Here is a 24,790-nt window from a genome sequence, read left to right on the forward strand (position 1 = left end):
GCGATCTAACAGGGCGCGGAGCCGGCGCAAGGAAACCGTTTTGGAATGCGCGTGGCCGCTTGACGGCATTTTCGCCGCAACCTATTGGAACCGGGTGGAACGCCGGGAGCAATGAGGCCTCGTGGCGGAGTGGTTACGCAGAGGACTGCAAATCCTTGCACCCCGGTTCGATTCCGGGCGAGGCCTCCAATACCCGGGCTCCAGCGCGTCAGCGCCGGAGCCTGAAGTTCCGGTCGAAATGAACCGCGATTCTGGCGCGGCAAGCAGATTGGTTGGAGCATGAGCGCTGATTTTTCCGAACTTCGCGTCAAGATGGTCGATGGTCAGGTTCGCACCACCGACGTGACCAGCGCGCCGCTGCTCGATGCGATGCTTTCCGTGCCGCGCGAGGTCTTCGTCGGCGATCGCCAGCGCGATCTGGCCTATATCGACGAGGACATCCGCATCGCCGACAGCGCCGATGGCCCGCGTTACCTGATGGAAGCTTCGCCACTGGCCAAGCTGATGCAACTGGCCGAGATCAACCCGACCGACTCGGCGCTCGATGTCGGTTGCGGCACCGGTTATGCCTCGGCCATCCTGTCGCGCCTGGCGAGATCCGTCGTGGCGCTCGAAAGCGATTCGGCACTGGCGCAAACCGCCGCGTCGACCCTGTCCGGGCTTGGCTGCGGCAATGTGACCGTGGTTCAGGGCGCCCTGGCGCAAGGCCATGCCGCGAAGGCGCCTTACGAGGTTATCTTCATCGGCGGCAGTGTCAGTAAAGTGCCGTCGGCGCTGCTCGACCAGCTCGCCGAAGGCGGCCGCCTGGTGGCGGTCGAGGGCCAGGGCAATTCAGGCGTGGCGCGACTTTTTGTCAAAGCCGGGGGGGTTGTAACCGGGAGAAGGGCCTTTAATGCGGCAATTAAGCCACTACCCGGGTTCGAACGTGAGCATGCTTTCGAATTCTGAATGATTTGCCTTGCAGCAAAGACCTTGTCATGGTCGCTTGCATTTGAACGATCGTTGCTGATCCCAGACTGGGGGCACTTTGGGCTGAGCGACAGGGAACATAAACACGCCACGCCGCCTGCTCTGGAAGGAGAAGCCGGCGCGGCGCGGTTCCCATGGAAAACGAATGAGGGATACACCGTGCCGTCAGTACGCAAGTCACTTTTCACCGCCGTCCTTGTTTCGGCGACCGCGCTATCCCCACTGGCTGCTTCGGCTGAAACCATCACCGGCGCGCTTTCAAAAGCCTATCAGTACAATTCCACGCTGAATGCATCGCGCGCCGGCGTGCGTGTCACCGACGAGAGTGTGGCCATTGCCAAGTCGGGCTGGCGCCCGACGGTTACAGGTTCAGCCAACATCGATTATACGAACACGCGCCGGGCAAATGGCGGCGGCAGTTCGAAACTGACAAGCGGCAGCTACGGCATTCAGATCAATCAATCGCTGTTCGACGGGTTTCAGACGAGGAACAATGTCGCGGCCGCCGAATCCCAGGTCAAGGCGTCGGTGGAAAGCCTGCGCAATACCGAGGAAAACACGCTGTTCAACGCGGCCATGGCCTATATGGACGTGATTCGCGACCGGCAGATCGCGGTGCTGACCGAGCAGAACCTGCAGTTCCTGAGCGAGCAGGCGCGCGCCGCGCGCTCGCGCTTCGAAGTCGGCGAAGGCACGCGCACCGATGTCGCGCAGGCCGATGCCTCACGAGCGTCCGCGGTGGCATCGCTGAGCGCGGCCCGCGCACAGGCGCTGGCCAGCGCTGCGACCTATCACCAGGTCGTCGGTGACGAGCCTGGCAAGCTCAGGCCCGCTTCGCCATTGGGCCGGTTGCTGCCGTCGAGCCTCGACGCGGCGATCGCCGTCGGCTCGGCCGAACACCCGGCCATCCTTGCCACTCAGCATTTGGTCGACGCCGCAGCGTTTTCAGTCAAATCGGCTGAAGGCGCGCTGTTGCCGCAGCTGTCGGCTTCGGCCGGCGTTTCGGAAGATTACCGCAAGTCCATTCCCGACATCACCGGTTCCAACGGCAATTCGACCTCGGCCAATATCGGCGCGACGCTGACCATTCCAATTTACTCCGGCGGCCGGACGTCGGCGGTCGTGCGGCAGAACAAGGAATCGCTGGGGCAAGCACGCATCCAGGTCGACGTTACCCGCGACCAGGTGCGCCAGGCCATCGCCACGGCATGGTCGCAATACACCGCCGCGCAGCAAAGCGTATCCGCCAACAGGCAGGTTATCGACGCCGCACAATTGGCGCTGAACGGCGTCATCGAGGAACGCAATGTCGGCCAGCGCACGACGCTTGACGTACTCAATGCGCAGGCCACCGTGATTACCGCCAAGATCAACCAGGCCAATTCCGAACACGACGTTGTCGTGGCGAGCTATGCCATCCTTCAGGCGATTGGCCGCTTGTCTGTCGACCGGCTTGCGCTGCAGGTGACGAAGTATAGGCCCGAAGAGCACTACAATGCCGTCAAGGACAAGTGGATCGGCCTGCGTACGCCGGACGGCCGCTAGGCCGTTCGCTCGATCGGCGTTTTCTGGCTAGGATTCGATCGACACCGTTGGACCATCGTCCTCCCTTGGTCGGTGGCTGACGGGACCGTCACACGGCTTTGGCGGATTTGCTCTAATCTGTTGAAATCCCACATGTCCCCAGATTGGGGATTCTCGTGCGGCGATCCGTCGGTTACGCTGTCGCCATGATTCGAATCCGGCTTTTGCCGGAGCGGAAATCTGCAACGGGTCACAAGGGCGGCGGATGTGACGATGGCAACGGCAAGCAGCGCACAGCGCGAACCTTCCATGGAAGAGATACTGGCTTCCATCAGGAGGATCATCGAAGACAGCGACAATGGCCGCAAGCAGCCCGGCGAGGCCGACGAATTGCAGCAGGACCTGGAGCCGGCAGCGAGCACTGTCGCGGCCGCCGACATCGATGCGTTCCGCGCCGAACTGCATGCCGCTCCCGAGGTCAGGAAGCCGGTCGCTGTGACCGAAACAATCCAGACGCAGCCGGCGATTGCGCGCATGGACGCGCCGCCGCGTGCCGGTCCAGTTCCGGGCAGGACGCCGATGACACTGGCCGAGGTCAGCGCCCGGGTTGCCGCCGAGCCTGCCGCCGACGCGCCAGCGGCTCCCGCGGAGGTTGCGACAAGTGAAGCCATCGTCGCCGATTGGCGGCGCGAGATCGCGGCGGTTGGCGAGCAAGCCAAGGCGATGCCGGACCGGAGCGTCCGCAGGCCAGCGGCACAGCCGGAGGTTTCGGCAAGCAAACCAGTGGCGGCGGAACCTACGATCGACCCGGCTCCTTCAAGCGATGCTCCAACGGGTACGGGTGAGGCGCGCGCGGCGGCGCACGAAACGCCGGCGGTGCGTCCCGCGATTCTTTCCGAACATACCGGCCGCCAGGTCGCGGCCGCCTTCGGCGAACTGTCCGACGCCTTTGCCAGCCGCAGCAAGAAGACATTCGACGAGATGGCCGAAGAAATGCTGCGTCCGATGCTGCAGGATTGGCTGGACAACAATCTGCCGACGCTGGTCGAAAGGCTGGTGCGCGAAGAGATCGAGCGCGTGGCACGCGGAGCGCAATAACGTCCAGGCTAGCATCCCGAGAAACGCCGCCGCCGAGGCGGCGTTTCTCGTTGTGGTTGGATCAGTCACTGGTTGCCGAACTGGCGAAGGCGAGCAGGTTGCCGTCGGAGTCGCTGACAATGAAGGTGCGCGAGCCCCGGGGTCTGGGTCCAGCGATCCATTGGCGTCAAGACGCCCACGGCCCGTCCGTTGAAATGAATAGGCCGACGCCTATCTGCTTGTGAAGCCTCAGGACATCCCTCGCGGTTGACTTGGCCAAGACCTTCCGATTTACACCGAACCAGCAAAATTTCCGACAGCGCGGACCGTTTTCCCATGCTTGAAAAGACCTACGACGCAAAAACCGTCGAGCCGAAGATCGCCAAGGTGTGGGAGGAAGCCGACGCGTTTCGCGCCGGCGCTGGGGCGGAGGAGGGGGCCGAGGCCTTCACCATCGTCATTCCGCCGCCCAACGTCACCGGCTCGCTGCATATGGGCCATGCGCTCAACAACACGCTGCAGGACATTCTGGTGCGCTTCGAGCGCATGCGTGGCAAGAACGTCCTGTGGCAGCCCGGCATGGACCATGCCGGCATCGCCACGCAGATGGTGGTCGAGCGGCAGCTGATGGAAAAGCAGATCCACCGCCGCGATCTCACCCGCGAGGAATTCATCGAGAAAGTGTGGGAGTGGAAGGCCGAATCGGGCGGCGCGATCTTCAACCAGCTGAAACGTCTCGGCGCTTCCGCCGACTGGTCGCGCGAACGCTTCACCATGGATGAAGGCCTGTCCAAGGCCGTGCTCGAAGTCTTCGTCACGCTGTACAAGGAAGGGCTGATCTACAAGGACAAGCGCCTTGTGAACTGGGACCCGAAACTGCTGACCGCGATCTCCGATCTCGAAGTCGAGCAGCAGGAGGTCAACGGCAATCTCTGGCACTTCCGCTATCCGGTCGAAGGCGTGACGTTCGATCCCGAGAATCCAAAAACCTTCGTCATCGTGGCGACGACTCGTCCCGAGACAATGCTGGGCGACACGGCTGTCGCGGTGAATCCAGAGGACGACCGGTTCCGGCATCTCGTCGGCAAGAATGTCGTCCTGCCGATCGTCGGGCGCAAGATCCCTGTCGTGGCCGACGAGTATTCCGATCCGGAAAAGGGGTCCGGAGCGGTCAAGATCACGCCGGCGCATGATTTCAACGACTTCGAGGTCGGCAAGCGCCACAAGCTGCCGGCGATCAACATCCTGACCGTCGAAGCGGCCATCAAGCTCAGGGATAATGAGGACTTCCTCGCCGGCGTCGAGGTGACGCCGGAGCGCCAGGCCGTCTGGGACGAGCTCGACGGCCTCGACCGTTTGGTTGCGCGCAAGAAGATCGTCGACCTGATGGAGGCCGGCGGCTTCCTCGACAAGGTCGAGCCGCACCGCCACGCGGTGCCGCATGGCGACCGCGGCGGCGTGCCGATCGAACCGTTCCTGACCGAGCAGTGGTACGCCAATGCCGCCGAGCTCGCCAAGCCGGCGATCGCCTCGGTGCGCGAGGGGCGCACCAAAATCATCCCCAACAGCTGGGACAAGACCTACTTCCAGTGGATGGAGAATATCGAACCCTGGTGTATTTCGCGCCAGCTCTGGTGGGGTCACCAGATTCCGGCCTGGTACGGGCCAGATGGGCGTGTCTTCGTCGAGAAGACCGAGGAAGAGGCGCTGAGCGCCGCCATCGAATATTATCTGGCGCTGGAAGGGCCGTGGAAGGCCTGGGTCGAGGACAAGCTCGAGAACTTCAAGCCGGGCGAGATCCTGACCCGCGACGAGGATGTGCTCGACACCTGGTTCTCGTCGGCGCTGTGGCCTTTCTCGACGCTGGGCTGGCCGGAGCAGACGCCGGAGCTGAAGACTTATTATCAGACCGACGTGCTGGTGACCGGCTTCGATCTTATCTTCTTCTGGGTCGCCCGCATGATGATGATGGGCCTCCACTTCATGGGCGAGGAGCCGTTCCACACCGTTTATATGCATGCGCTGGTGCGCGACAAGAACGGCGCCAAGATGTCGAAGTCGAAAGGCAACGTCATCGATCCGCTCGACCTGATCGACGAATATGGCGCCGATGCGCTGCGTTTCACCCTAACGGTGATGGCTGCCCAAGGGCGCGATGTTAAGCTCGATCCGGCGCGTATCGCCGGCTACCGCAATTTCGGCACCAAGCTGTGGAACGCGACGCGTTTCGCCGAGATGAACGAAGTCGCGCGCAATGACGATTTCTGGCTGAACGACGCCAAGCTGGCGGTCAACCGCTGGATCCTGACCGAACTGACGCGCGCCGCGCGCGAGGTCACCGACGGCATCACCTCGTATCGCTTCAACGAGGCGGCTGGAGCCGCCTACCGCTTCGTCTGGAACCTGTTCTGCGACTGGTATCTGGAACTCTTGAAGCCGGTGTTCATGGGCTCGGACGAGGCCGCCAAGGCCGAAAGCCGCGCCTGCGTCGCCTTCGTGCTCGACGAGATCTACAAGCTCCTGCATCCGATGATGCCGTTCATGACCGAGGAGCTGTGGGCGCAGACGGCGGGCGAGGGCAGGGATCGGGACTCGCTGCTGTGCCATGCCGCATGGCCGTCGCCGGATTTCGAGGACCATGAAGCGGCTGGCGACATCAACTGGCTGGTCGATCTCGTCTCCGGCATCCGCTCGGTGCGCTCGGAGATGAACGTGCCGCCGGCAGCCATAGCGCCGCTGGTCGTGGTCGGCGCCAACGATGTGACGCGCGAGCGGCTGGTTCGCGAGGAGTCGGCGATCAAGCGGCTGGCGCGTGTCGGCGACATCTCGCTCGCCGATGCGGCACCCAAGGGGTCGGCACAGATCGTGCTCAACGAGGCGACGATCTGCCTGCCCCTTGGCAGCCTGATCGACCTCACCGCGGAGGCCGGGCGGCTGCAGAAGGAACTGGTCAAGGTGACCGAGGAAATCGCGCGCCTGCACAAGAAGCTGTCGAATGAGAAATTCGTCGCCAGCGCGCCGGCCGAGATCGTGGAAGGCGAGCGGGAAAAGCTCGCCGAATATCGCGCCGCGCAGGACAAGCTTTCGGTGGCGTTGACCAGGGTTCGTGACGCCGGCTGAAAGGCAGATTCGCGAGACTTTAGCACCCTCTAAAATTGGTAGTCTTTTGCCTCGAAAATCGGCATTCCGTTGCGTTAATGTTGACGTAAACGGAAGTTTTTGCCCCATTGTTGCCATAATGTAACAATGGGGCCGAAGACCCCTTAAATCGGCTTTTTTTGGGCCTTTCTGGCCGTTTTTTTCCTTTTTTGGGAAAGGCAAACCTCGCCAAAGGCCCTTTTTTGGCGCCGCGGCATCCGCTCGCATTTTGTCCAAAATACGTTGCGGGAACATGTACATGTACGCCAATCAATTCGTTGTTGCACCGTTAACCTGAATTGGTTCTAGCTTGATGCACTAGTTATTCGGGGAGGACATCCATGAACAATTTGCGTCTGAAAGCACTGGTGGGAGCAGGATGCTTTTCGCTGGCTGTGGTGGGTGCGGCGATGAGTTCGGCGCATGCCGGCGGCATTGAGCGTGGCGGATATGATATCGATCTTCTGTTCGATCCGGCGCCGTTCGCAACGGAAGCGGAAACGACCTATGTGATGCCGGATCGCAAGCTCAAGAACGCAAAGGATACGGATCCGCTCAACGGTACCGTCGTAGGCTCGACCACTGCCAACGATAGCGAGAATTACTGGGTGCCGCGCATCGGCGTTAAGGCCCAGGTCGTGCCGGGGGTCGACTGCATGTTCGACTACTCGCAGCCTTGGGGGGCGCACACGGCCCCTGGCCAATGGGTTGGCGCGCAGTCCAACATGGAAACTGAAATCAAAAGCAACAATTACGCGGGCACCTGCTCCTATAAAATGGATGCTGGCAAGGGCCAAGTCCGCTTCATTGGCGGTGTGTTTTACCAGGAAGTCTATGGTTTCAAGGAAGACCTTGTGACGCCGTTTCTGCCGAATTTCTCCGGTACCGGTCGCGTCGACCTGACGAGCAGCGGTTGGGGCTGGCGAGCGGGGCTGGCCTACGAAATTCCTGAGATCGCGTTGCGGGCTAGCCTCGTCTATAATTCCCAGGTGAGGCTGGATAACATTGCGGGCACCCTTGATCTGACTCATGTCGGTGGTCCGATTATTCCGATCTACGGTGAAGCTTCGATGCCGGATTCCGTGGAATTTAAGCTACAGTCGGGCATAGCTCCTGACTGGCTTGCCTTCGGCTCGATCAAGTGGGTCAACTGGAGTGTTTTACAGAGCATTCCGATCTGCTCGCAGGCCACGAGAGGGATTGCTGCTTGTACAACGACCTCTCCGCAGCCGGTCAGGTGGACTTCTCTCGATCTGATGTATCGTGACGGCTGGACCGTTTCGGGCGGCATCGGTCACAAATTCAACGATCAATGGAGCGCCGCCGGCCAGCTTACCTGGGATCGCGGTACCTCACATGGCTACGGCTCACAGACTGACACCTGGACATTGGGTGGCGGCGTCGCTTACACGCCCCGCCCCAATATCGAACTTCGTCTGGCTGGCGCGATTGGCGTGCTGACCAGCGGCCACTCCGGTACGCTTACCGATGAAAACGGGTACGTGGCCGGTACCGATGCCAGCTACGACTTCGGTAACGATCTGGTCACGGCGCTTTCTGGCGGCCTCAAGATCAAGTTCTAAGCTTTTGAAATTATAATGGAAGGCCGGGGCATTGCCCGGCCTTTTTTGTTGGCACCGGCATCGCCGATACGCCCATCATTCAAGCTTCGTTGCATATAATCCCCACTGGGGCCGCCTCGTCCAATTGTGACGTTTTGGCAACACTTCCTGAACAACCCCTGCGCTGGAAGTCAGGTCGAGGAAATTGCCCATTTCCCGCCATAAACCCGGCGCACCTCGATCTTGTCTCGGGACCCGCGCCAAAAGGCTCGGCGATGGGACGGGCCGCACCGCCCGCGGCAAGGAAGAGAATGGACGCCAAGGTCATCTCAAAGGCTAAGCTCCCTAGCCGCCATGTGACTGTCGGTCCGGCGCGTGCGCCGCACCGGTCCTATCTGTATGCCATGGGCCTCTCGGCGGCAGAGATCGCGCAGCCGCTGGTCGGCGTCGCATCCTGCTGGAACGAAGCGGCACCCTGCAATATTTCGCTGATGCGCCAGGCGCAGGTGGTCAAGAAGGGCGTCGCGGCCGCCAACGGCACGCCGCGCGAATTCTGCACCATCACAGTCACCGACGGCATCGCCATGGGCCACCAGGGCATGAAGTCGTCGCTGGTGTCGCGCGAGGTCATCGCCGATTCGGTCGAGCTCACCATGCGCGGCCATTGCTACGATGCGCTGGTCGGGCTCGCCGGCTGCGACAAGTCGCTGCCCGGCATGATGATGGCCATGGTGCGGCTCAACGTGCCGTCGATCTTCATTTATGGCGGTTCGATCCTGCCCGGCAGCTATCGCGGCCGTCAGATCACCGTGCAGGATGTGTTTGAAGCGGTCGGCCAGCATTCGGTCGGCACGATCGGCGATGCCGAGTTGCTTGAAATAGAACAGGTGGCCTGTCCATCGGCCGGTTCCTGCGGCGCCCAGTTCACCGCCAACACCATGGCCACGGTCGCCGAGGCGATCGGCCTCGCGCTGCCTTATTCCTGCGGCGCGCCGGCGCCCTACGAAATGCGCGACCGCTTCAATTTCGCTTCCGGCGAAAAAATCATGGAGCTCATCGCCAAAAACATCCGCCCGCGCGACATCGTCACGCTGAAGGCGCTGGAAAACGCGGCGACCGTGGTCTCGGCCACCGGTGGCTCGACCAATGCGGCACTGCACCTGCCGGCGATCGCGCATGAGGCCGGACTGAAATTCGACCTGTTCGACGTGGCGCGCATCTTCGAGAAGACGCCTTACATCGCCGATCTCAAGCCGGGCGGCAAATATGTCGCCAAGGACATGTTCGAGGCTGGCGGCATTCCGCTGCTGATGAAGACGCTGCTCGACCATGGCTATCTGCATGGCGATTGCCTGACGGTCACTGGCCGCACTTTGGCCGAAAATATGGAGCACGTTGCCTGGAATGAACACCAGGATGTGGTCCGCCCGGCCGACAGACCTATTACCCAAACCGGCGGTGTCGTGGGCTTGAAGGGAAACCTTGCCCCCGAAGGCGCGATCGTGAAGGTCGCGGGCATGGCGGAGTTGAAATTCTCCGGTCCGGCGCGCTGCTTCGATTCGGAAGAGGAATGTTTCGAAGCGGTGACGCATCGCAACTACCGGGAAGGCGAGGTTCTGGTCATCCGCTATGAGGGACCGCGCGGCGGTCCTGGCATGCGCGAGATGCTGTCGACGACGGCGGCGCTCTACGGCCAGGGCATGGGCGGCAAGGTGGCACTGATCACCGACGGTCGCTTCTCGGGCGCCACACGCGGCTTCTGCATCGGCCATGTCGGGCCAGAAGCGGCCGTTGGCGGTCCGATCGGTCTCGTCAGGGATGGCGACGTGATCACGATCGACGCGGTGAACGGCACGATAGAGGTGGCGCTGTCCGATAGCGAGCTGGCGGCTCGGGCGAAGACATGGAAGGCGCGTACGACCGACTATCAGTCGGGCGCGATATGGAAATACGCACAGACGGTAGGGTCCGCCCGGGATGGCGCGGTCACCCATCCGGGCGGTGCGAAAGAAACACACTGCTATGCGGATATCTGAGTTGTTGAAGTCAACACCAGAGTTGCTGAGGTCATCTGTCCTTCCGGCACTGGTCGCGGTTGCGATCTTTGGCGCCGTGGGCCAGGCCATGGCTTTCGACGACAAGGTGTTCGACGACAAGACCGGAGTGAAGCCGCAGTCGAGCCCCTGGGCGGTGTTCCAGTTTGGCTTCTCCGCCTACAAGAACGGCCACAAGGAACAGGCGGCCGAGGCCTATAAATACGCCGCCGAGAACGGCCAGATCGGCGCCACCTGGAAGCTTGCCCGCATGTATGCCGAAGGCGACGGCGTGGCCCGCGACGATTATGAGGCGTTCAAGTTCTTCTCGGAGATCGTCGACCAGGACGTCGAGCCCGGCTCTCCGGAAGAAAGCTACGTCTCCGACGCGCTGGTGGCGCTGGGCGACTATCTGCGCAAGGGCATTCCCGGCAGCCCGGTCAGCGAGAACGAGGTGGCGGCGCAGGAATACTACATGCGCGCCGCCGCCAATTACCGCAATCCGAACGCCCAGTTCGAGATGGGGCAGATGTTCCTGAAGGGTGAAGGCGGCGTGAAGGCCAGCGTCAAGCAGGCCGGGCGCTGGTTCCAGCTCGCCGCCGAGAAGGGCCATGCCGGCGCGCAGGCGACGCTTGGCCATCTGTTGTTCCAGAGCGGCAAGGTCGTGCGCGGCCTGGCGATGATGACAGCGGCCCTCGAGCGTGCTTCCCCGGCCGATCAGCCCTGGATTCGCGGCATGCAGGAAGAGGCCTTCGCCGCTGCCGGCGAAGCCGACCGTCGCACCGCGATCTCACTGGCCGACGATATCCTGACCAAGGGCAGCAACGTCGATCAGTAAGGTTCTTTCGAGGAACCAGAAAATCAGTTTTCGGTTGGTTCGGTCGGCACCATGCTTGGCGCGGGTGTGGAGATCGGCGTGACGTGCAGGTGCGGCGCCATCGTGTTTGCGGGGCAGCTATCGCCGACCTTTGTCCACGATGTGTTGTTGAGCACCATGTCGCAGCGAGCCAAATGACTCTGATCGGCGACCGTCAGGCAGGCGACCTGGCCGACCGGATAGGATTTTCCATTGGCAAGACATTCCTGCGCGGCGAAGGCCGGCACGATCGCGGCCGTGGCGAGTGCCAAGCCGATCGGACAAAGAGCAAATCGAATGGTCATGGGAACCCCGGCCGCCATGATGATCTCCCATCATGCGTCGGAATGTGGCGATATGAGGGTTTCTCTGGTTATCCGGCCGGCTGCAGCGCGAGGTTGATCGCTACCGGGACGTGATCGGACGGTTTTTCCCAGGCGCGCACATGTTTTTCGATCGAAGCCGATGAGAACCGGTTTGCGGCTTCCGGCGACAACAGCAGATGGTCGATGCGGATGCCGTTGTTCTTCTGCCAGGCGCCGGCCTGATAATCCCAGAACGTGTAGGTATCAGGCGCATCGGTGACCGCGCGCACCGCTTCGGTGAAGCCGAGGTTCAGCAGCCGGCGGAAGGCCTGCCGCGTCCGCGGCTGGAACAGCGCGTCGCCCAGCCAGTTCTCCGGAAACCGCGCGTCGATAGGCTCGGGGATGACATTGTAGTCGCCGGCCAGCACCAGCGCCTCTTCCAGCCTCAGGCGCTCCTGCGCCCACCGCTCCAGCCGCGCCATCCACGACAGCTTGTAGGGGAACTTCTTCTCGTCATCGATCGGGTTGCCGTTGGGCAGATAGAGCGAGGCGACACGAAGTGCGCCCTTGTCGGTGGAAAAAACACCCTCGATGAAACGGGCCTGCTCGTCGATGTCGTCGCCCGGCAGGCCCCTGATGACCTCGTCGAAAGGAAGCTTCGACAGCAGGGCGACACCGTTGAAGCCCTTCTGGCCATGGGTTTCGACATTATAGCCAAGCGCCTCGATCTCGGCACGCGGGAACTGCTCGTCGACCGTCTTGATCTCCTGCAGGCAGACGATGTCGGGCGCGCTCTCGGTCAGCCAATGGGTCAGGTTGCCGATGCGGGCGCGCACGCCGTTGATGTTCCAGGTGACGATTTTCATGACGGTCTCATTGTTCCTGCGGCGGACGGCGTTCGACCAAACCGATCGTATTGCCTGCCGGGTCCTTTATAAAGGCCATCCATTCGCTTTCCCCCGCCGGGCCGAACTGGCCCTCGGTGTCGCGATGGACGAGCGCCGGTGGCGCGGTGAAGGGAATGCCGGCTGCCTTGGCCTCGGCATAAAAGGCTTCGAGGCCTGACATGTCGAGATAGAGGTTGCCGGCCGGGATGCCGTCGGTAAACAACAGCCTGACATTGCCTGCCATGATGAAGGCGATGCCGGGCGGATCGTAGCGGGCATGAATGCTCATGCCGAGGACGTCGCGCCAAAAGGCCAGCGTCGCGTCGAGGTCGCGACCGGCTGAGAGCGCAACCTGACGAACCGCGCCAGTTGCGGGCATCTCGGTCCTAGATGGAGAAGCTGGTGCCGCAGCCGCAGGAGGCGACCGCATTCGGGTTCCTGATCTGGAACGACTGTCCCATCAGATCGTCGACGAAATCGATCACCGAGCCACCCATATAGACCAGCGACATGTCGTCGATCAGCACCGTGGCGCCATCCTTCTCGATGGCGACGTCGTCGTCATTGCGTGTGTCGACCAGATCGAATTTGTAGGAAAAGCCGGAGCAGCCGCCACCTTCGACGGACACACGCAGCGCCGTCTTGCCGGCTTCGGCCGAAACAATCCTGGCGATTCGCTTGGCCGCGGCCTCGGTCATATCGACTTTCATGGCAGTCTTGGCATCCGCGCCCATGGGCGTCACCTTGCTTTCGGTTTCACATGATAGGTATGAAGCGCGACGGGGCAAGTCAACTGCGGCAGCATCAGCCATGACAAATGAGCTTGGCGACATCGGTTTTGGCTATCGGCCGCGCGCGGCCTACGCCACGGATCCCGCACGTTCGCGGGGCCGTCTGTTCGACGAGGTGGAAAGTCCGACCCGCACACCGTTCCAGCGTGACCGCGACCGGATCATCCATTCGACGGCGTTTCGGCGGCTCAAGCACAAGACGCAGGTCTTCATCGCGCACGAAGGCGACCACTACCGCACAAGGCTGACCCATTCGATCGAGGTGGCGCAGATCGCACGTGCCCTGGCGCGGGCGCTGCGTGGCGACGAGGATCTCGCCGAAGCGGTGGCGCTGGTGCATGATTTCGGCCACACGCCTTTTGGCCACACAGGCGAGGACGCGCTGAACGAAAAGATGGCGGCGTGGGGCGGCTTCGACCACAACGCACAATCGCTGCGCATCGTGACCAGGCTGGAGGCGCGCTACGCTGAATTCGACGGGCTCAACCTGAGCTGGGAAACGCTGGAAGGCCTGGTCAAGCACAATGGTCCGCTCACCGACAGTAGCGGCCAAGGCCTGAAAGGGCCGGTACCGCAGGCGATCCGCGACTACTCGCAACTACAGGATCTCGAGCTCGACCGGTTCGCCGGCATCGAAGCGCAGTGCGCGGCGATTGCCGACGACATTGCCTACAACACGCATGATATCGATGATGGGCTGAGGTCAGGGCTGCTGGCGCTTGACATGCTGAAGGCCGTTTCGCTGCCTGGAACGATCCTGAAAGCTGTGCGCGAGCGCTATCCCAGGCTTGATGACGTGCGCACCGGCCACGAATTGATGCGGCGCCAGATCACGGCCATGGTCGAGGATGTGATCAAGTCGACCACCGCCAATCTGGAGCGGATCAGGCCGCTGAGCGCTGACGCGGTCAGGGCGGCGGGCGAAACGATGGTAACATTTTCGATCGAGATGGCGGAAGCCGAGAAGGAACTGAAGGCCTTCCTCTACAAGCACCTCTACCGGCACGAGGAGGTCATGCGGGTGCGTGCGGACGCCGAGCAGATCGTCCGGGACCTGTTCGACGTCTATTTTGCCGACCCGCGCGCCATGCCGGACGGCTGGCGCGAAGGGCTGGACCGCGCCGAGGATCGCATCAAAGCGCGCAGCGTCGCCGATTTCCTGGCCGGCATGACCGACACCTACGCGCTCAAGGAACACAGGCGTTTGTTTGACCGCACCCCGGATTTGAGCTAGGGCGGGCTCGATTTGCCGGCCAAAGGGCCGGATTCGTCATAAAGCCACCGAGCATACACCATGAACATCTTCGCCGATTTCACCGCGCGAGTCACAAAGGCTGTCGAAGCGCTAGACCTGAAGGACCAGGACGGCGTTTCGCCTGATCTGTCGCGCATCGCCGTCGAGCCGCCGCGCGACGCCAGCCATGGCGATCTCGCGACCAATGCGGCGATGGTGCTGGCCAAGCCAACCGGACAGAAACCGCGCGCGCTGGCCGAGAGATTGGCAGACGCCCTGCGGGCCGACAAGGATGTCGCCGCCGCCGAGGTCGCCGGTCCCGGCTTCGTCAATCTCAGGCTCCAGGACGGTTTCTGGCAGGCGCATCTGTCGGCGCTTTTGGGCGAGGGTCCCAACTATGGCCGCTCGACGATCGGCGCCGGCCGGAAAACCAATGTAGAATATGTCTCGGCCAATCCGACCGGGCCGATGCATGTCGGCCATTGCCGGGGCGCCGTCGTCGGGGATGCGCTCGCCAACCTGATGGCGTTCGCCGGTTACGACGTGACCAAGGAATATGTAATCAACGACGCCGGGTCGCAGATCGACGTGCTCGGGCGCTCGGCGATGTTGCGCTATCGCGAGGCGCTTGGCGACGATATCGGCGAGATTCCGGCAGGACTTTATCCCGGTGACTATCTGGTCTCCGTCGGCGAGGCTCTGGTCAGGGAGTTTGGCCGTTCCTTGCTGCAGATGCCGGATGACGAGGCATTGGCCATCGTCAAGGATCGCACCATAGATGCGATGATGGTGATGATCCGCGAGGACCTTGCACTGCTCAATGTGCATCACGACGTGTTCTTCTCCGAACGCACGCTGCATGCCGACAATGCCAGGAAGATCCGCTCGGCGATCAATGACCTGACGCTGAAGGGCCATATCTACAAGGGCAAGCTGCCGCCGCCCAAGGGCGAGAAGCCGGACGACTGGGAAGACCGCGAACAGACGCTGTTCCGGTCGACCGCCGTCGGCGACGACATGGATCGGGCGCTGGTCAAGTCCGACGGCTCGTTCACCTATTTCGCGGCCGACGTGGCTTATCTCAAGGACAAGGTCGACCGCGGCTTCGTCGACCTGATCTATGTTCTCGGCGCCGACCATGGCGGCTACGTCAAGCGCCTGGAAGCCCTGGCGCGGGCCATTGCCGGCGACGACGTCAAGCTCACCGTTCTCCTGTGCAATCTCGTCAAGCTGTTTCGCGATGGCGAGCCGGTGCGGATGTCGAAGCGGTCCGGTGACTTCGTGACGCTGCGCGAGGTGGTGGAAGAAGTCGGACGCGATCCGATCCGCTTCATGATGCTTTATCGCAAGAACGATGCGCCGCTCGATTTCGACTTCGCCAAGGTGACCGAACAGTCCAAGGACAATCCGGTGTTTTACGTGCAGTACGCCTCGGCGCGCTGCCATTCGGTGTTCCGGCAGGCGAGCGAACAATTGGGCGAGGCGAATTTCGACCGCAACAGCCTGGCGGCAGCGTCAACGTCGTTGACCGACGAAGGGGAAATCGGCTTGATCAGGAAGCTTGCGGAATATCCGCGCCTGATCGAGTCCGCCGCTCTTGCGCTCGAGCCGCATCGGCTGGCATTTTATCTTTATGATCTGGCTTCCAGTTTCCATGGACACTGGAACCGGGGTACGGATAATCCGGACTTACGTTTTGTTAAGGTTAACGACCGACAATTGACGCATGCCAGACTAGGGCTGGTGCAGGCTGTTTCGGATGTTCTGACGTCCGGCCTGACGTTGATCGGGGCCGCCGCGCCCACCGAAATGCGTTAGGTTTGACTAAAAAACCTGTCACCTTTTGCCCACATTGCGCTGGTAAGGGCCAACCCTGCGCGACGTCCATGGCGTCCGAATGAGTGCGAGTTCGGGAACAATAATGGCAGACAGAACCCAGCTGAGAGTAGCCGACAACAACGACATCGCCGCCGATGATCCGTTCGCGGAACTGACCAGGATCATGGGATTCGACCCCCGCCAGCCGGTCAAGCCGCAGGCGCCGGCCGAGCCGAAAGCCATGGTCGCCGATCAGGCTGCGGGAGAGGGCGATTTCGACATCGATCTCGAGAAGGAACTGATGGGCGAATTCGACGCTGCCGACAGCGTCGTCGCTCCGCTTGTCGAGGCTCATGAGCCGGCATTCGAGCCGGTGGCAATCGATGTGTCGGATGACGATCTCGCGCTGTCGCTTGACGACGATTTTCACCTGGACATGGCTGAGGTCGATGACCGGACGGTGGCCGCCAGCCATGCCGGCGCCGCGGAAGCCGTGCAGTCCGTCGAGCCTGCCGCCGACATCGATTTCGACAATACCGTGGCCAGCTCGCTCGAAGACGTTTCGGCCTTCGACGACGATCTGCCGATGGAAAACGAGCTTGCCGCTTCCCTCGACCGGGATTTCCATATCGAGGACGAGGCCGCCGAGCCCCGGTATGCCGTTGAATCGCCGGTTGCAGAAGTGGCGGCAGCGGCCGAGCCGGCTTCCGATCAAGAATTCGACGATGCCGTTGCGATCTCGCTCGAGGACGAGCTGATGCTCGACGACCATTCGGCGGATCAGCGCCAAGTGGCTGCTGCCGAATATCCAGAGCCGGCGCCGGCCACCGCGGATGAGACCCAGTCGATCTCCGGCGAGGATTTCGTTGGTCAGTTCGACGATGCCATGGCCGATGTCGACGTGGATTTTGACGTTCAGGCCGATGAGCCAGAGGCTTTTGAGGAGCCGCCAGCACATGAGTTGCTTGCCGATGTCATCGGCATGAAGGACGAGATTCCAGGCGCTGAAGCCATTTCGGATGATGCTTTCGACCTGGATTTGGACGAGGCGTTTGCCGAGCCCGCCGAAGAGCCCGTCGCCGAAATCGCAGCGGCTCCCGCGCAGCCGATGGCGCCCGCGGCAGCCATCGCGTCGCCAGTGCAGGCGCCCATCACGGACGAACGAAGCCTCGAAGACGAGTTGAACGCGCTTCTTGGCGCCATGACCGCGCGCACGCTGCCGTCGGCCAGGGAGCCGGCCATGGCTCAGCCGGTCGTGCCCCAGCCGGCCGCCGCGCCTGTTCAGCCGCCACTCGTCTCGACTGCAAAGGTCGCGGAGGAACCTGTCGATCTTGTTGGTGATCTCGACTGGGATCTCGATGAAGCAGCGTCCGAGGATGTGCATCAGTCCGGTTCCGCCCATGCCGCCGACGTTGACCTCGACGACCTGCTGCTCGACGAGCTTCAGGACCATGATTTCCGCTCGGAGACCGCTGAGCAGGGCGAGGTCGATTTCGACAATGGCGCCTTCGACGCCACCCGGGCCGAGGGCGTTGACCCGCATGAGGAAACAGCTTCCCTGCAGGATCAAGCCGATTCGCTCGATTGGCTGGCGGAACGCTCCGCGCCGTCGGAGCCGGCCCGTTCGTGGAGCCGCGTGACACCGGTTCCCCAACAGCCGGCATTTGCCGCGCAGCCTGCCGCCTCGATGGCGGCCTGGACGGCAGCACCGGAAACGGCCGCGGTGCCGTCCTACCGGCCGGCCGAGCCGGTTGCAGCCGCTCCCTACGTGGCTCCATCGGCACCGCAGGCGCAGCAGTCCTCGCGTTATGAAGAGATGCCCGATGTCGAGACGGTCGATGTGCCGGAGCGCGTCGTGGCGCTGGCCGACGATCTCGACATTCCAGAGTTGCATTTCGAAGACGATGAGCCGGTAGCATCCGGTTATGACGATCTCGACGCCGAATTCGCCAGCCTTCTGACTGAAATGAATTCGGTGGAGGTCGCGCCTGCTTCTGCCACTAGCGCCGCCTATGCGGACGAATCCTACAATGCCGGGTTCAATCCGGGATACGGCGCGGCCAATCCGGGATATGGCGACGCCAATCCGGGATATGGCAACGCCAATCCGGGATATGGCAACGCCAATCCGGGATATGACGCGGTCAATCCGGAATATGAAGAATCCAGGCCGACCTATCAGCCGGAAGCGCGGACCTATGCGGCACGGCCGGCGGAAATGCCTGCCCGCGCGGCGGCGGCCTCGACCTATGCCGATGCTGCTGAAGGCTTCGATGATCTGCCCGGCAGCCAGCCGATCTCGCAGGCGGACGATTTCACCGTCGATGAACTCGACTACGATCCCGAACTGGACGAAGCGATGTCGGTTCCGGGTCTCGGCGAGCAGGAAGCCGCCCGGTCGTCCGGCCGGCGCGGCCTCTTCATCGCGGCGATAGTCGGTGCCGTGGCGGTCGCGGGCGGTCTTGGCGCCTTTGCGCTGTCTTTCGGCGGCAAGGGCGGCAGTGAGGCTCCGGTGATCGTCAAGGCCGATAATTCACCGATCAAGATCAAGCCGGAAAATCCGGGCGGCACCGTGGTGCCGAACCAGGACAACAAGGTCTATGACGCGGTGGTCAAGGGCGCGAAGCCGGCCGAGCCGGTCCAGCAGAAGCTCGTCACCAACGCCGAGGAGCCGGTGGACGTGCAGGCGAAGGACCCGGCCCGCGCCGTCGATCTTTCTCCCGACCAGAACACTGCCGCCGGCACGGATGGCGCAGGCGACGTCTCGACCGCTGGTGCGGCCCCCGCCAACATTGCGGCGCCCACGCCGAAGTCGGAGGATCGCATCGCGCAGGTCCTGCAGGAAGCCGACAAGGGCACCAGCAACGATGTCGTTGCCGTTGCGCCGCGCAAGGTCAGGACCATGGTGGTCAAGTCCGACGGCTCGCTGGTGGCGCGTGAGGATCCGGCACCGGCCGCACCCCAGGTCGCCGCGGCGGAGCCGACCGATCCGGCACCACAGCATGTGGCGCCTGCCGCGCAGGCCAATACCGATCAGACCGGGGCCGACCAGACTGGCGCCGACCAGACTGGCGCCGACCAGACCGGTACCGCCCAGACCGGTGCCGGCCAGACTGGCACCGGCCAGACTGGCACCGACCAGACTGGCACCGTGGCGCCCGCCGCCGCGCAGGCCGACGATGAGCCGGCTCTGAAGCCCGCGGCCAAGCCTGCCAAGGCTGAAGCCAAGGCGCAGTCGGCCAACACGCCGGCCAAGGTTGCGATCGCGCCGCAGCGTCCGTCCGACCAGCCGGTCGACGTGGTCGGCGAGGTCAAGCCAGATCAGGTCGCTTCCATCGATCCCGCATCGACCGCGACCGGCAGCGGGTCGTGGTCGATGCAGATCGCTTCTCAGCCGACGGTAGAGAGTGCCCAGTCGACCTACCAGGACCTGCAGCGCCGCTACGGCAGCGTGCTCTCCGGCCGCACGGCCAACATCGTCAAGGCCGAGATCGCCGGCAAGGGCACGTTCTACCGCGTGCGCGTTCCGGCTCAGTCGCGCAACGATGCGATCAATTTGTGCACCAGCTACAAGACCGCGGGCGGCAACTGCTTCGTATCGCGCTAGAGCCGGATGATTTCAGGTCGAGTCGACCTGAAATCTGATTCCGTCTCTAAATCAAAGAGATAGAGCATGTCCGAAAACCGTTTCACACTTTTCGGCATCATGCTCTAGACGTCGATCCAATCTCTCAAAGTCGGCGCGGCCCAAGGCCGCGCCGACTTTTTCATGTGGAAGCCTGTTTTGCAGCCCGTCCTATGCGGTCAGGGATGATTCCCTTTGACCGCGCGAGGCTCTAGACTCCTGAAATGACCGAATCAAAATCCATGATCCTCGGCTGTGCCGGGAAAACGCTCACCCGCGAAGAGATCCGTTTCTATCGCAATGAGTGCCCGTGGGCCTTCATCCTGTTCGCCCGCAACATCGGCGAGGCCGAGCAGATCCGCGATCTCGTCGCCGAGATGCGCGATTGCATCGGGCGCCCGGACGCGCTGGTGTTCATCGACCAGGAAGGCGGCAGGGTGCAGCGCCTGCGACCGCCGCTGGCGCCGAACTATCCGGCCGGTGGCGCGCTGGGGGCGCTTTGGCGCGACGATCACGACGCCGGCGCGCGTGCCGCCTGGCTGATGGCGCGGCTGCATGCCTTCGACCTCCTGCGCTACGGCATATCGGCGGATTGCCTGCCGGTGCTCGACGTCCCGATCGAAGGGGCCAGCGATGTCATCGGCGCGCGCGCCTATGGCAAGGATCCGCGTCCGGTCATCGAACTCGGCCGCGCCGCGGCCGAAGGCCTGATGGCGGGCGGCGTGCTGCCCGTGATGAAGCATGTTCCGGGGCACGGCCGGGCGTTTGCCGACACGCATTTCGAGCTGCCTGTCGTCGACGCCTCGCTCAGCGATCTGCAACGGCACGACTTTGCCCCGTTCCGCGAACTCAACCATCTGCCGATGGCGATGACCGCGCATGTCGTCTACAGCGCCATCGATCCCAAGAACCCGGCGACGACTTCCGGCAAGGTCATCGACGAGATCATCCGCCGCGAGATCGGCTTCGACGGGCTCTTGATGAGCGACGACACCTCGATGAAGGCACTTTCTGGGGATTTCCCGACAAAGGCCGCCTCGATCCTTGCGGCCGGCTGTGATCTGGTCCTTCACTGCAACGGCGTTTTCGAGGAGATGGCGGGGATCGCATCGCGCACCAAAGGGCTTGAAGGCAAGTCGCTGGAGCGCGCCAAGCGGGCAATGACCTATATAAAGAAAAGCGACACGGTAGAAGAAACCGAGATACGCGCTGAATTCGCCACCTATTTCGACGCGGTGGCATAGCCAAGGGAAGTGACAGGGCAGTGGCGGAAGCATTGGAAAGCAAGGCTCCGAAGGCCGCACCGATGGACCGCCTGTGGGCCGAGAATGACGATTCACGCGTCACCGGCGATCCGTCGCTGGTCGTCGACGTGGCCGGCTTCGAGGGCCCGCTCGACCTTCTCCTGCATCTTGCCCGTACCCAGAAGGTCGATCTGGCGCGCATTTCGATCCTGGCACTGGTCGAGCAATATCTGACCTTTGTCGAGACGGCGAGGGCGCTGCGGCTCGAACTTGCCGCCGACTATCTGGTGATGGCGGCTTGGCTGGCCTTCCTCAAGTCGAAGCTGCTGATTCCCAAGCAGCCGGGCGAGGAGGGCGAAAGCGGTGAGGAACTGGCGGCGGTGCTGCAGCTCCGGCTGAAGCGGCTCGAAGCCATGCGCGACGCGTCTGCGCGTCTGGTCAACCGCAACCGGCTCGGTCGCGACGTATTCGCGCGCGGCATGCCGGAAATGGTGATCATCGAGAAGCGCAACGCCTATTCGGCGTCGCTTTACGACTTGCTGACGGCCTATGCCCAGCAGCGGCAGAAGCAGGCGATCAACAACGTGACGATCGCCAGGCGCGGTGTCTGGTCGCTCAAGGACGCGCGCGACATCCTGACCCGCCTTGTCGGGGCTGTAAGCGACTGGACGACACTGGAAAGTTTCCTGATCGTGTACATGACCAGCCCCGAGGAAAGGCGCACGGCGATCGCCAGTTCCTTCGCGGCAACATTGGAACTGGTGCGCGACGGCACGATGGACGTGCGGCAGGATCAGACATTTGCCCCGATCTATTTGCGCGGCCGCACGCAAGCAATCAAGGCAGTCGAGGTGGCATCATGAGCGAACGCGCCAACGCTTCGGTTATCCCGTTCAAGGTCGAGGACGAGCCTGGGCAGGAGTTGTTCTCCGAGGATGTGGCCGAGCAGGTGCAGAACCCGGCCGAGCGTCTGCATATGGCGGAAGCCGTGCGCATGGCGGAGGCGATCGTGTTCGCCAGCGCCGAACCCGTCAGCGAAAAGCAGCTTGCCGCACGCCTTCCCGATGGCATCAATGTCGCGCTAGCCATGAGGGAGCTGCAGCAGATCTACGCCCGGCGCGGCGTCAATCTGGTGCGGGTCGGCGATGCCTGGGCCTTCCGAACCGCCGGCGACCTGGCCTTCCTGATGAGCCGCGATACGGTGCAGCAGCGCAAGCTGTCACGAGCGGCGCTCGAGGTGCTGGCGATCATAGCCTACCACCAGCCGGTGACGCGCGCCGAGATCGAGGACATCAGAGGTGTCGAAACCTCGAAGGGCACGCTCGACACGCTGCTCGAAACGGAATGGGTGCGCATGCGCGGCCGCCGCAAAACGCCCGGCCGCCCCGTCACCTATGGCACCACCGAAACCTTCCTCGACCATTTCGCACTCGAGGAAATCCGTGATCTTCCAGGCATGGAGGAACTGAAGGGCGCCGGCCTGCTATCGGGCCGCATGCCGTCGAATTTCTCCATCCCGCAACCGCCGGCCGATCCCGACGCGCTGACCGAGGACGAGGATCCACTGACCGACATCGACCTCGAGGAGCTCGGTCTGCTGACGCCGCGCGTCACGGAAGATTGACCACGAGCGCCTTTCAAAAGCTGCTTTCCGGCTTTACATGCGCCGTTTGGTAGCGGGCCGCATCGCCGAAAATGCGTGACATCCGTCGGCCTTTCATAAACTCTGTCGCGGTTGTGTTTGAATCCCAAAGCGAAAACGCATAGATCATCGCCAGGGAAAACATTCGAGAGAGATTTGGTTATGGGTTCATTTTCGATTTGGCACTGGATGATCGTGCTGGTGATCGTGCTGCTGGTGTTCGGCCGCGGCAAGATTCCCGAGCTGATGGGTGACATGGCCAAGGGCATCAAGAGCTTCAAGAAGGGCATGGCCGACGACGACGTTGCCGACGACAAGCGCACCGTCGAACACCGTGCCGATGAGACCGTTTCGGCCGCGAAGGAAAAGGCCAGCAAGAGCTGAGCCAAAAGTTCTAGTCGGAACAGATTGCCATGTTTGAAGTCGGCTGGACCGAAATGCTGGTGATCGCGATCGTCATGATCGTGGTCGTCGGGCCGAAGGATTTGCCCAACATGCTGCGCACATTCGGCCGCACGACGGCGAAGTTGCGCGCCATGGCCGCCGATTTCCAGAAGCAATTCAACGAGGCCTTGAAGGAAGCCGAGCTCGACGACGTCAAGAAGTCGGTCGACGAACTCCGGGGTCTCAGCCCAGTCGCCGAGATCAAGAAGCAGCTCAATCCGTTTGAGCAGGCGGCAGCCGATGTGCGCGCCGGCGTCGACGCGGCGATGAAGCCGAAGCCGGCCGCCGATCCATCGGCCCCTGCAGCGGCGACGCCACAGGCGGCCGAGCCGTTGAAAAACGGTGCAACGACCATGCCTGGCGTCAATGGCCCGGAAGTCACGACACCAGCATCGATGTTCCCGGCGATGACCGATGAATCGGTGGTGGCGGCTTCCACGGAACCGAAGGCATCCAGGAAAACCGCCAAGGCGGTGCCGGCTTCAAAAGCGCCATCCATTAAGGTGGTGGCGGCAAAAGCCTCACCCGCGGGGGCGGCAAAAACCGCACCCACGCCCAAGGCGTCGACAAAGGCCACGACAGCGGCAGTTCCTGAAACCGCGGCTGTGACGAAGCCTGCCGTCGCCAAGGCGCCTGCAGCCAAGGCGCCTGCTGCCAAGGCGCCTGCGAGAACCGAACCGAAACCTGCTGGGGCCAAGAAGCCGGTAGCCAAAAAGACGGCTGGAGCCGCCAAGTGAGCGTTTCGGACAAGGAAAAGGACGAGATCGAAAAATCGTCGGCGCCTCTGATGGAGCATCTGATCGAGCTGCGCAGGCGGTTGATCTGGTCTCTCGGTGGCTTCTTCGTTGCCTTCCTGGTTTGCTTCTTCTTTGCCAAGAGGCTGTTCAACCTTCTGGTTGTCCCCTTCAAGTGGGCGACGAAATGGGCAGGGCTGGACCCGCACAAGGTCGAGCTGATCTATACCGCGCCGCAGGAATTCTTCTTCACGCAGGTCAAGCTCGCCATGTTCGGCGGCATGGTCATCGCCTTTCCGCTGATCGCCACGCAGATCTACAAATTCATTGCGCCCGGGCTCTACAAGAACGAGCGCAATGCCTTCCTGCCGTTCCTGATCGCATCGCCCATCCTGTTCCTGATGGGCGCCTCGCTGGTCTATTTCTTCTTCACGCCGATGGTGATGTGGTTCTTCCTCGCCATGCAGCAGGTCGGCACCGACGACCAGGTACAGATTTCGCTGCTGCCGAAAGTGTCGGAATATCTCAGCCTGATCATGACGCTGATCTTCTCCTTCGGCCTGGTGTTCCAGCTGCCGGTGGTAACCAGCCTGATGACGCGCGTCGGCATGCTGTCGTCCAAGGCGCTGGCCGAAAAACGCAAATGGGCGATCGTCATCGCCTTCATCGTTGCCGCGGTGCTGACACCTCCGGATCCGATGAGCCAGATCGGCTTGGCCATTCCGACCATCCTTCTCTACGAGGTTTCCATCTGGGCCGCGCGGTGGATCGAGCGCGACCAGGAGAAACAGCGGCTTGCGCGCGAGAAGCAGGAAGCCGGCGAGACCGTGGCCGACAAGGCGCCGGACGAGCCGCCAGCGCCGGCGGCCTCGTAGGGCATCGGCGGCGGCGGAAAACGACAACCGCC

General features: G+C 62.6%; 20 protein-coding genes and 1 tRNA gene. 17 read left to right on the top strand and 4 right to left on the bottom strand.

Going from position 1 to position 24,790, the window contains the following annotated elements:
* Positions 1-115: 115 nt before the first annotated feature.
* The 8 genes from FJ954_RS08860 (at position 116) to FJ954_RS08895 (ending at position 11,141) form a co-directional block, all read left to right on the top strand.
* Positions 116-189 (top strand) — tRNA-Cys (locus tag FJ954_RS08860).
* Positions 190-279: 90 nt separating this feature from the next.
* Positions 280-948, top strand: coding sequence for a protein-L-isoaspartate O-methyltransferase (locus FJ954_RS08865; RefSeq protein WP_015317516.1), 669 nt, complete (start codon positions 280-282; stop codon positions 946-948).
* Positions 949-1,128: 180 nt separating this feature from the next.
* Positions 1,129-2,514: a TolC family outer membrane protein gene (locus FJ954_RS08870; protein ID WP_015317517.1), complete on the top strand. Its 1,386-nt coding sequence runs from the start codon at positions 1,129-1,131 to the stop codon at positions 2,512-2,514.
* A 252-nt stretch (positions 2,515-2,766) separates the two neighbouring features.
* Entirely contained in the window at positions 2,767-3,591 is an 825-nt protein-coding gene (locus FJ954_RS08875) for a PopZ family protein (RefSeq protein WP_140661108.1), read from the top strand.
* 315 nt (positions 3,592-3,906) lie between these two features.
* Positions 3,907-6,690 (top strand): valine--tRNA ligase, encoded by a 2,784-nt coding sequence (locus FJ954_RS08880; RefSeq protein WP_140661109.1) that lies wholly within the window; start codon positions 3,907-3,909, stop codon positions 6,688-6,690.
* A gap of 359 nt (positions 6,691-7,049) precedes the next feature.
* On the top strand, positions 7,050-8,291 hold the full coding sequence (locus FJ954_RS08885) for an OmpP1/FadL family transporter (protein WP_140661110.1): 1,242 nt from the start codon (positions 7,050-7,052) through the stop codon (positions 8,289-8,291).
* Between the two features lie 290 nt (positions 8,292-8,581).
* Complete coding sequence (gene ilvD, locus FJ954_RS08890) at positions 8,582-10,306, top strand: dihydroxy-acid dehydratase (RefSeq protein WP_140661111.1); 1,725 nt, start codon at positions 8,582-8,584, stop codon at positions 10,304-10,306.
* Positions 10,293-11,141, top strand: coding sequence for a tetratricopeptide repeat protein (locus FJ954_RS08895; protein WP_140616060.1), 849 nt, complete (start codon positions 10,293-10,295; stop codon positions 11,139-11,141). The genes ilvD and FJ954_RS08895 overlap by 14 nt, the downstream gene beginning before the upstream one ends.
* Positions 11,142-11,164: 23 nt before the next feature.
* Here FJ954_RS08895 and FJ954_RS08900 read toward each other — a convergent pair whose 3' ends face one another.
* Genes FJ954_RS08900 through erpA form a run of 4 tightly spaced genes read right to left on the bottom strand, consistent with a single transcriptional unit; the run spans position 11,165 to position 13,085 of the window.
* Entirely contained in the window at positions 11,165-11,482 is a 318-nt protein-coding gene (locus tag FJ954_RS08900) for a hypothetical protein (RefSeq protein WP_015317523.1), read from the bottom strand.
* A gap of 50 nt (positions 11,483-11,532) precedes the next feature.
* Positions 11,533-12,330, bottom strand: a complete 798-nt coding sequence (xth, locus tag FJ954_RS08905; protein WP_015317524.1) for an exodeoxyribonuclease III — start codon at positions 12,328-12,330, stop codon at positions 11,533-11,535.
* A gap of 7 nt (positions 12,331-12,337) precedes the next feature.
* The gene (locus FJ954_RS08910; protein ID WP_140661112.1) at positions 12,338-12,730 is read right to left on the bottom strand and encodes a VOC family protein; all 393 of its coding nucleotides are present in this window, start codon (positions 12,728-12,730) and stop codon (positions 12,338-12,340) included.
* 7 nt (positions 12,731-12,737) lie between these two features.
* Entirely contained in the window at positions 12,738-13,085 is a 348-nt protein-coding gene (gene erpA, locus FJ954_RS08915) for an iron-sulfur cluster insertion protein ErpA (protein WP_140661113.1), read from the bottom strand.
* 76 nt (positions 13,086-13,161) lie between these two features.
* Between erpA and FJ954_RS08920 the strand changes: the two genes are divergently transcribed.
* From FJ954_RS08920 to tatC, 9 genes are all read left to right on the top strand, one after another.
* Positions 13,162-14,376 carry a deoxyguanosinetriphosphate triphosphohydrolase gene (locus FJ954_RS08920; protein WP_140616068.1) on the top strand — a complete coding sequence of 405 codons (1,215 nt, stop codon included), beginning with the start codon at positions 13,162-13,164 and terminating at the stop codon, positions 14,374-14,376.
* A 60-nt stretch (positions 14,377-14,436) separates the two neighbouring features.
* Positions 14,437-16,194 (top strand): arginine--tRNA ligase, encoded by a 1,758-nt coding sequence (argS, locus tag FJ954_RS08925; RefSeq protein ID WP_140661114.1) that lies wholly within the window; start codon positions 14,437-14,439, stop codon positions 16,192-16,194.
* 103 nt (positions 16,195-16,297) lie between these two features.
* Positions 16,298-19,801, top strand: a complete 3,504-nt coding sequence (locus FJ954_RS08930) for an SPOR domain-containing protein (protein WP_140661115.1) — start codon at positions 16,298-16,300, stop codon at positions 19,799-19,801.
* Between the two features lie 242 nt (positions 19,802-20,043).
* Positions 20,044-21,063 (top strand): beta-N-acetylhexosaminidase, encoded by a 1,020-nt coding sequence (nagZ, locus tag FJ954_RS08935; RefSeq protein ID WP_140616074.1) that lies wholly within the window; start codon positions 20,044-20,046, stop codon positions 21,061-21,063.
* Positions 21,064-21,125: 62 nt separating this feature from the next.
* On the top strand, positions 21,126-21,926 hold the full coding sequence (locus tag FJ954_RS08940; RefSeq protein WP_140661198.1) for a ScpA family protein: 801 nt from the start codon (positions 21,126-21,128) through the stop codon (positions 21,924-21,926).
* A complete protein-coding gene (gene scpB, locus FJ954_RS08945) occupies positions 21,923-22,687 on the top strand; it encodes an SMC-Scp complex subunit ScpB (RefSeq protein ID WP_140616077.1) in 765 nt (254 codons plus the stop codon). The genes FJ954_RS08940 and scpB overlap by 4 nt, the downstream gene beginning before the upstream one ends.
* 180 nt (positions 22,688-22,867) lie before the next feature.
* On the top strand, positions 22,868-23,089 hold the full coding sequence (locus FJ954_RS08950; protein ID WP_015317533.1) for a twin-arginine translocase TatA/TatE family subunit: 222 nt from the start codon (positions 22,868-22,870) through the stop codon (positions 23,087-23,089).
* A 29-nt stretch (positions 23,090-23,118) separates the two neighbouring features.
* Positions 23,119-23,886 carry a Sec-independent protein translocase protein TatB gene (tatB, locus tag FJ954_RS08955; protein ID WP_140661116.1) on the top strand — a complete coding sequence of 256 codons (768 nt, stop codon included), beginning with the start codon at positions 23,119-23,121 and terminating at the stop codon, positions 23,884-23,886.
* Positions 23,883-24,758: a twin-arginine translocase subunit TatC gene (gene tatC / locus FJ954_RS08960; protein WP_023769965.1), complete on the top strand. Its 876-nt coding sequence runs from the start codon at positions 23,883-23,885 to the stop codon at positions 24,756-24,758. Before tatB ends, tatC begins: the two co-directional genes overlap by 4 nt.
* Positions 24,759-24,790 lie beyond the last annotated feature (32 nt).

Origin of the sequence: Mesorhizobium sp. B2-3-15 (assembly GCF_006442875.1) — a bacterium.
GTDB lineage: Bacteria > Pseudomonadota > Alphaproteobacteria > Rhizobiales > Rhizobiaceae > Mesorhizobium > Mesorhizobium australicum.

Bases quoted from the DNA above. Each gene is read 5' to 3' on its own strand.
- scpB (WP_140616077.1), top strand. From the start codon at position 21,923: ATGAGCGAACGCGCCAACGCTTCGGTTATCCCGTTCAAGGTCGAGGAC.
- ilvD (WP_140661111.1), top strand. From the start codon at position 8,582: ATGGACGCCAAGGTCATCTCAAAGGCTAAGCTCCCTAGCCGCCATGTG.
- FJ954_RS08940 (WP_140661198.1), top strand. From the start codon at position 21,126: ATGGACCGCCTGTGGGCCGAGAATGACGATTCACGCGTCACCGGCGAT.
- FJ954_RS08900 (WP_015317523.1), bottom strand. From the start codon at position 11,482: ATGGCGGCCGGGGTTCCCATGACCATTCGATTTGCTCTTTGTCCGATC.
- FJ954_RS08885 (WP_140661110.1), top strand. From the start codon at position 7,050: ATGAACAATTTGCGTCTGAAAGCACTGGTGGGAGCAGGATGCTTTTCG.
- FJ954_RS08875 (WP_140661108.1), top strand. From the start codon at position 2,767: ATGGCAACGGCAAGCAGCGCACAGCGCGAACCTTCCATGGAAGAGATA.
- nagZ (WP_140616074.1), top strand. From the start codon at position 20,044: ATGACCGAATCAAAATCCATGATCCTCGGCTGTGCCGGGAAAACGCTC.
- FJ954_RS08865 (WP_015317516.1), top strand. From the start codon at position 280: ATGAGCGCTGATTTTTCCGAACTTCGCGTCAAGATGGTCGATGGTCAG.
- FJ954_RS08910 (WP_140661112.1), bottom strand. From the start codon at position 12,730: ATGCCCGCAACTGGCGCGGTTCGTCAGGTTGCGCTCTCAGCCGGTCGC.
- xth (WP_015317524.1), bottom strand. From the start codon at position 12,330: ATGAAAATCGTCACCTGGAACATCAACGGCGTGCGCGCCCGCATCGGC.
- FJ954_RS08920 (WP_140616068.1), top strand. From the start codon at position 13,162: ATGACAAATGAGCTTGGCGACATCGGTTTTGGCTATCGGCCGCGCGCG.
- FJ954_RS08930 (WP_140661115.1), top strand. From the start codon at position 16,298: ATGGCAGACAGAACCCAGCTGAGAGTAGCCGACAACAACGACATCGCC.
- FJ954_RS08895 (WP_140616060.1), top strand. From the start codon at position 10,293: ATGCGGATATCTGAGTTGTTGAAGTCAACACCAGAGTTGCTGAGGTCA.
- tatB (WP_140661116.1), top strand. From the start codon at position 23,119: ATGTTTGAAGTCGGCTGGACCGAAATGCTGGTGATCGCGATCGTCATG.
- FJ954_RS08950 (WP_015317533.1), top strand. From the start codon at position 22,868: ATGGGTTCATTTTCGATTTGGCACTGGATGATCGTGCTGGTGATCGTG.
- erpA (WP_140661113.1), bottom strand. From the start codon at position 13,085: ATGGGCGCGGATGCCAAGACTGCCATGAAAGTCGATATGACCGAGGCC.
- argS (WP_140661114.1), top strand. From the start codon at position 14,437: ATGAACATCTTCGCCGATTTCACCGCGCGAGTCACAAAGGCTGTCGAA.
- FJ954_RS08880 (WP_140661109.1), top strand. From the start codon at position 3,907: ATGCTTGAAAAGACCTACGACGCAAAAACCGTCGAGCCGAAGATCGCC.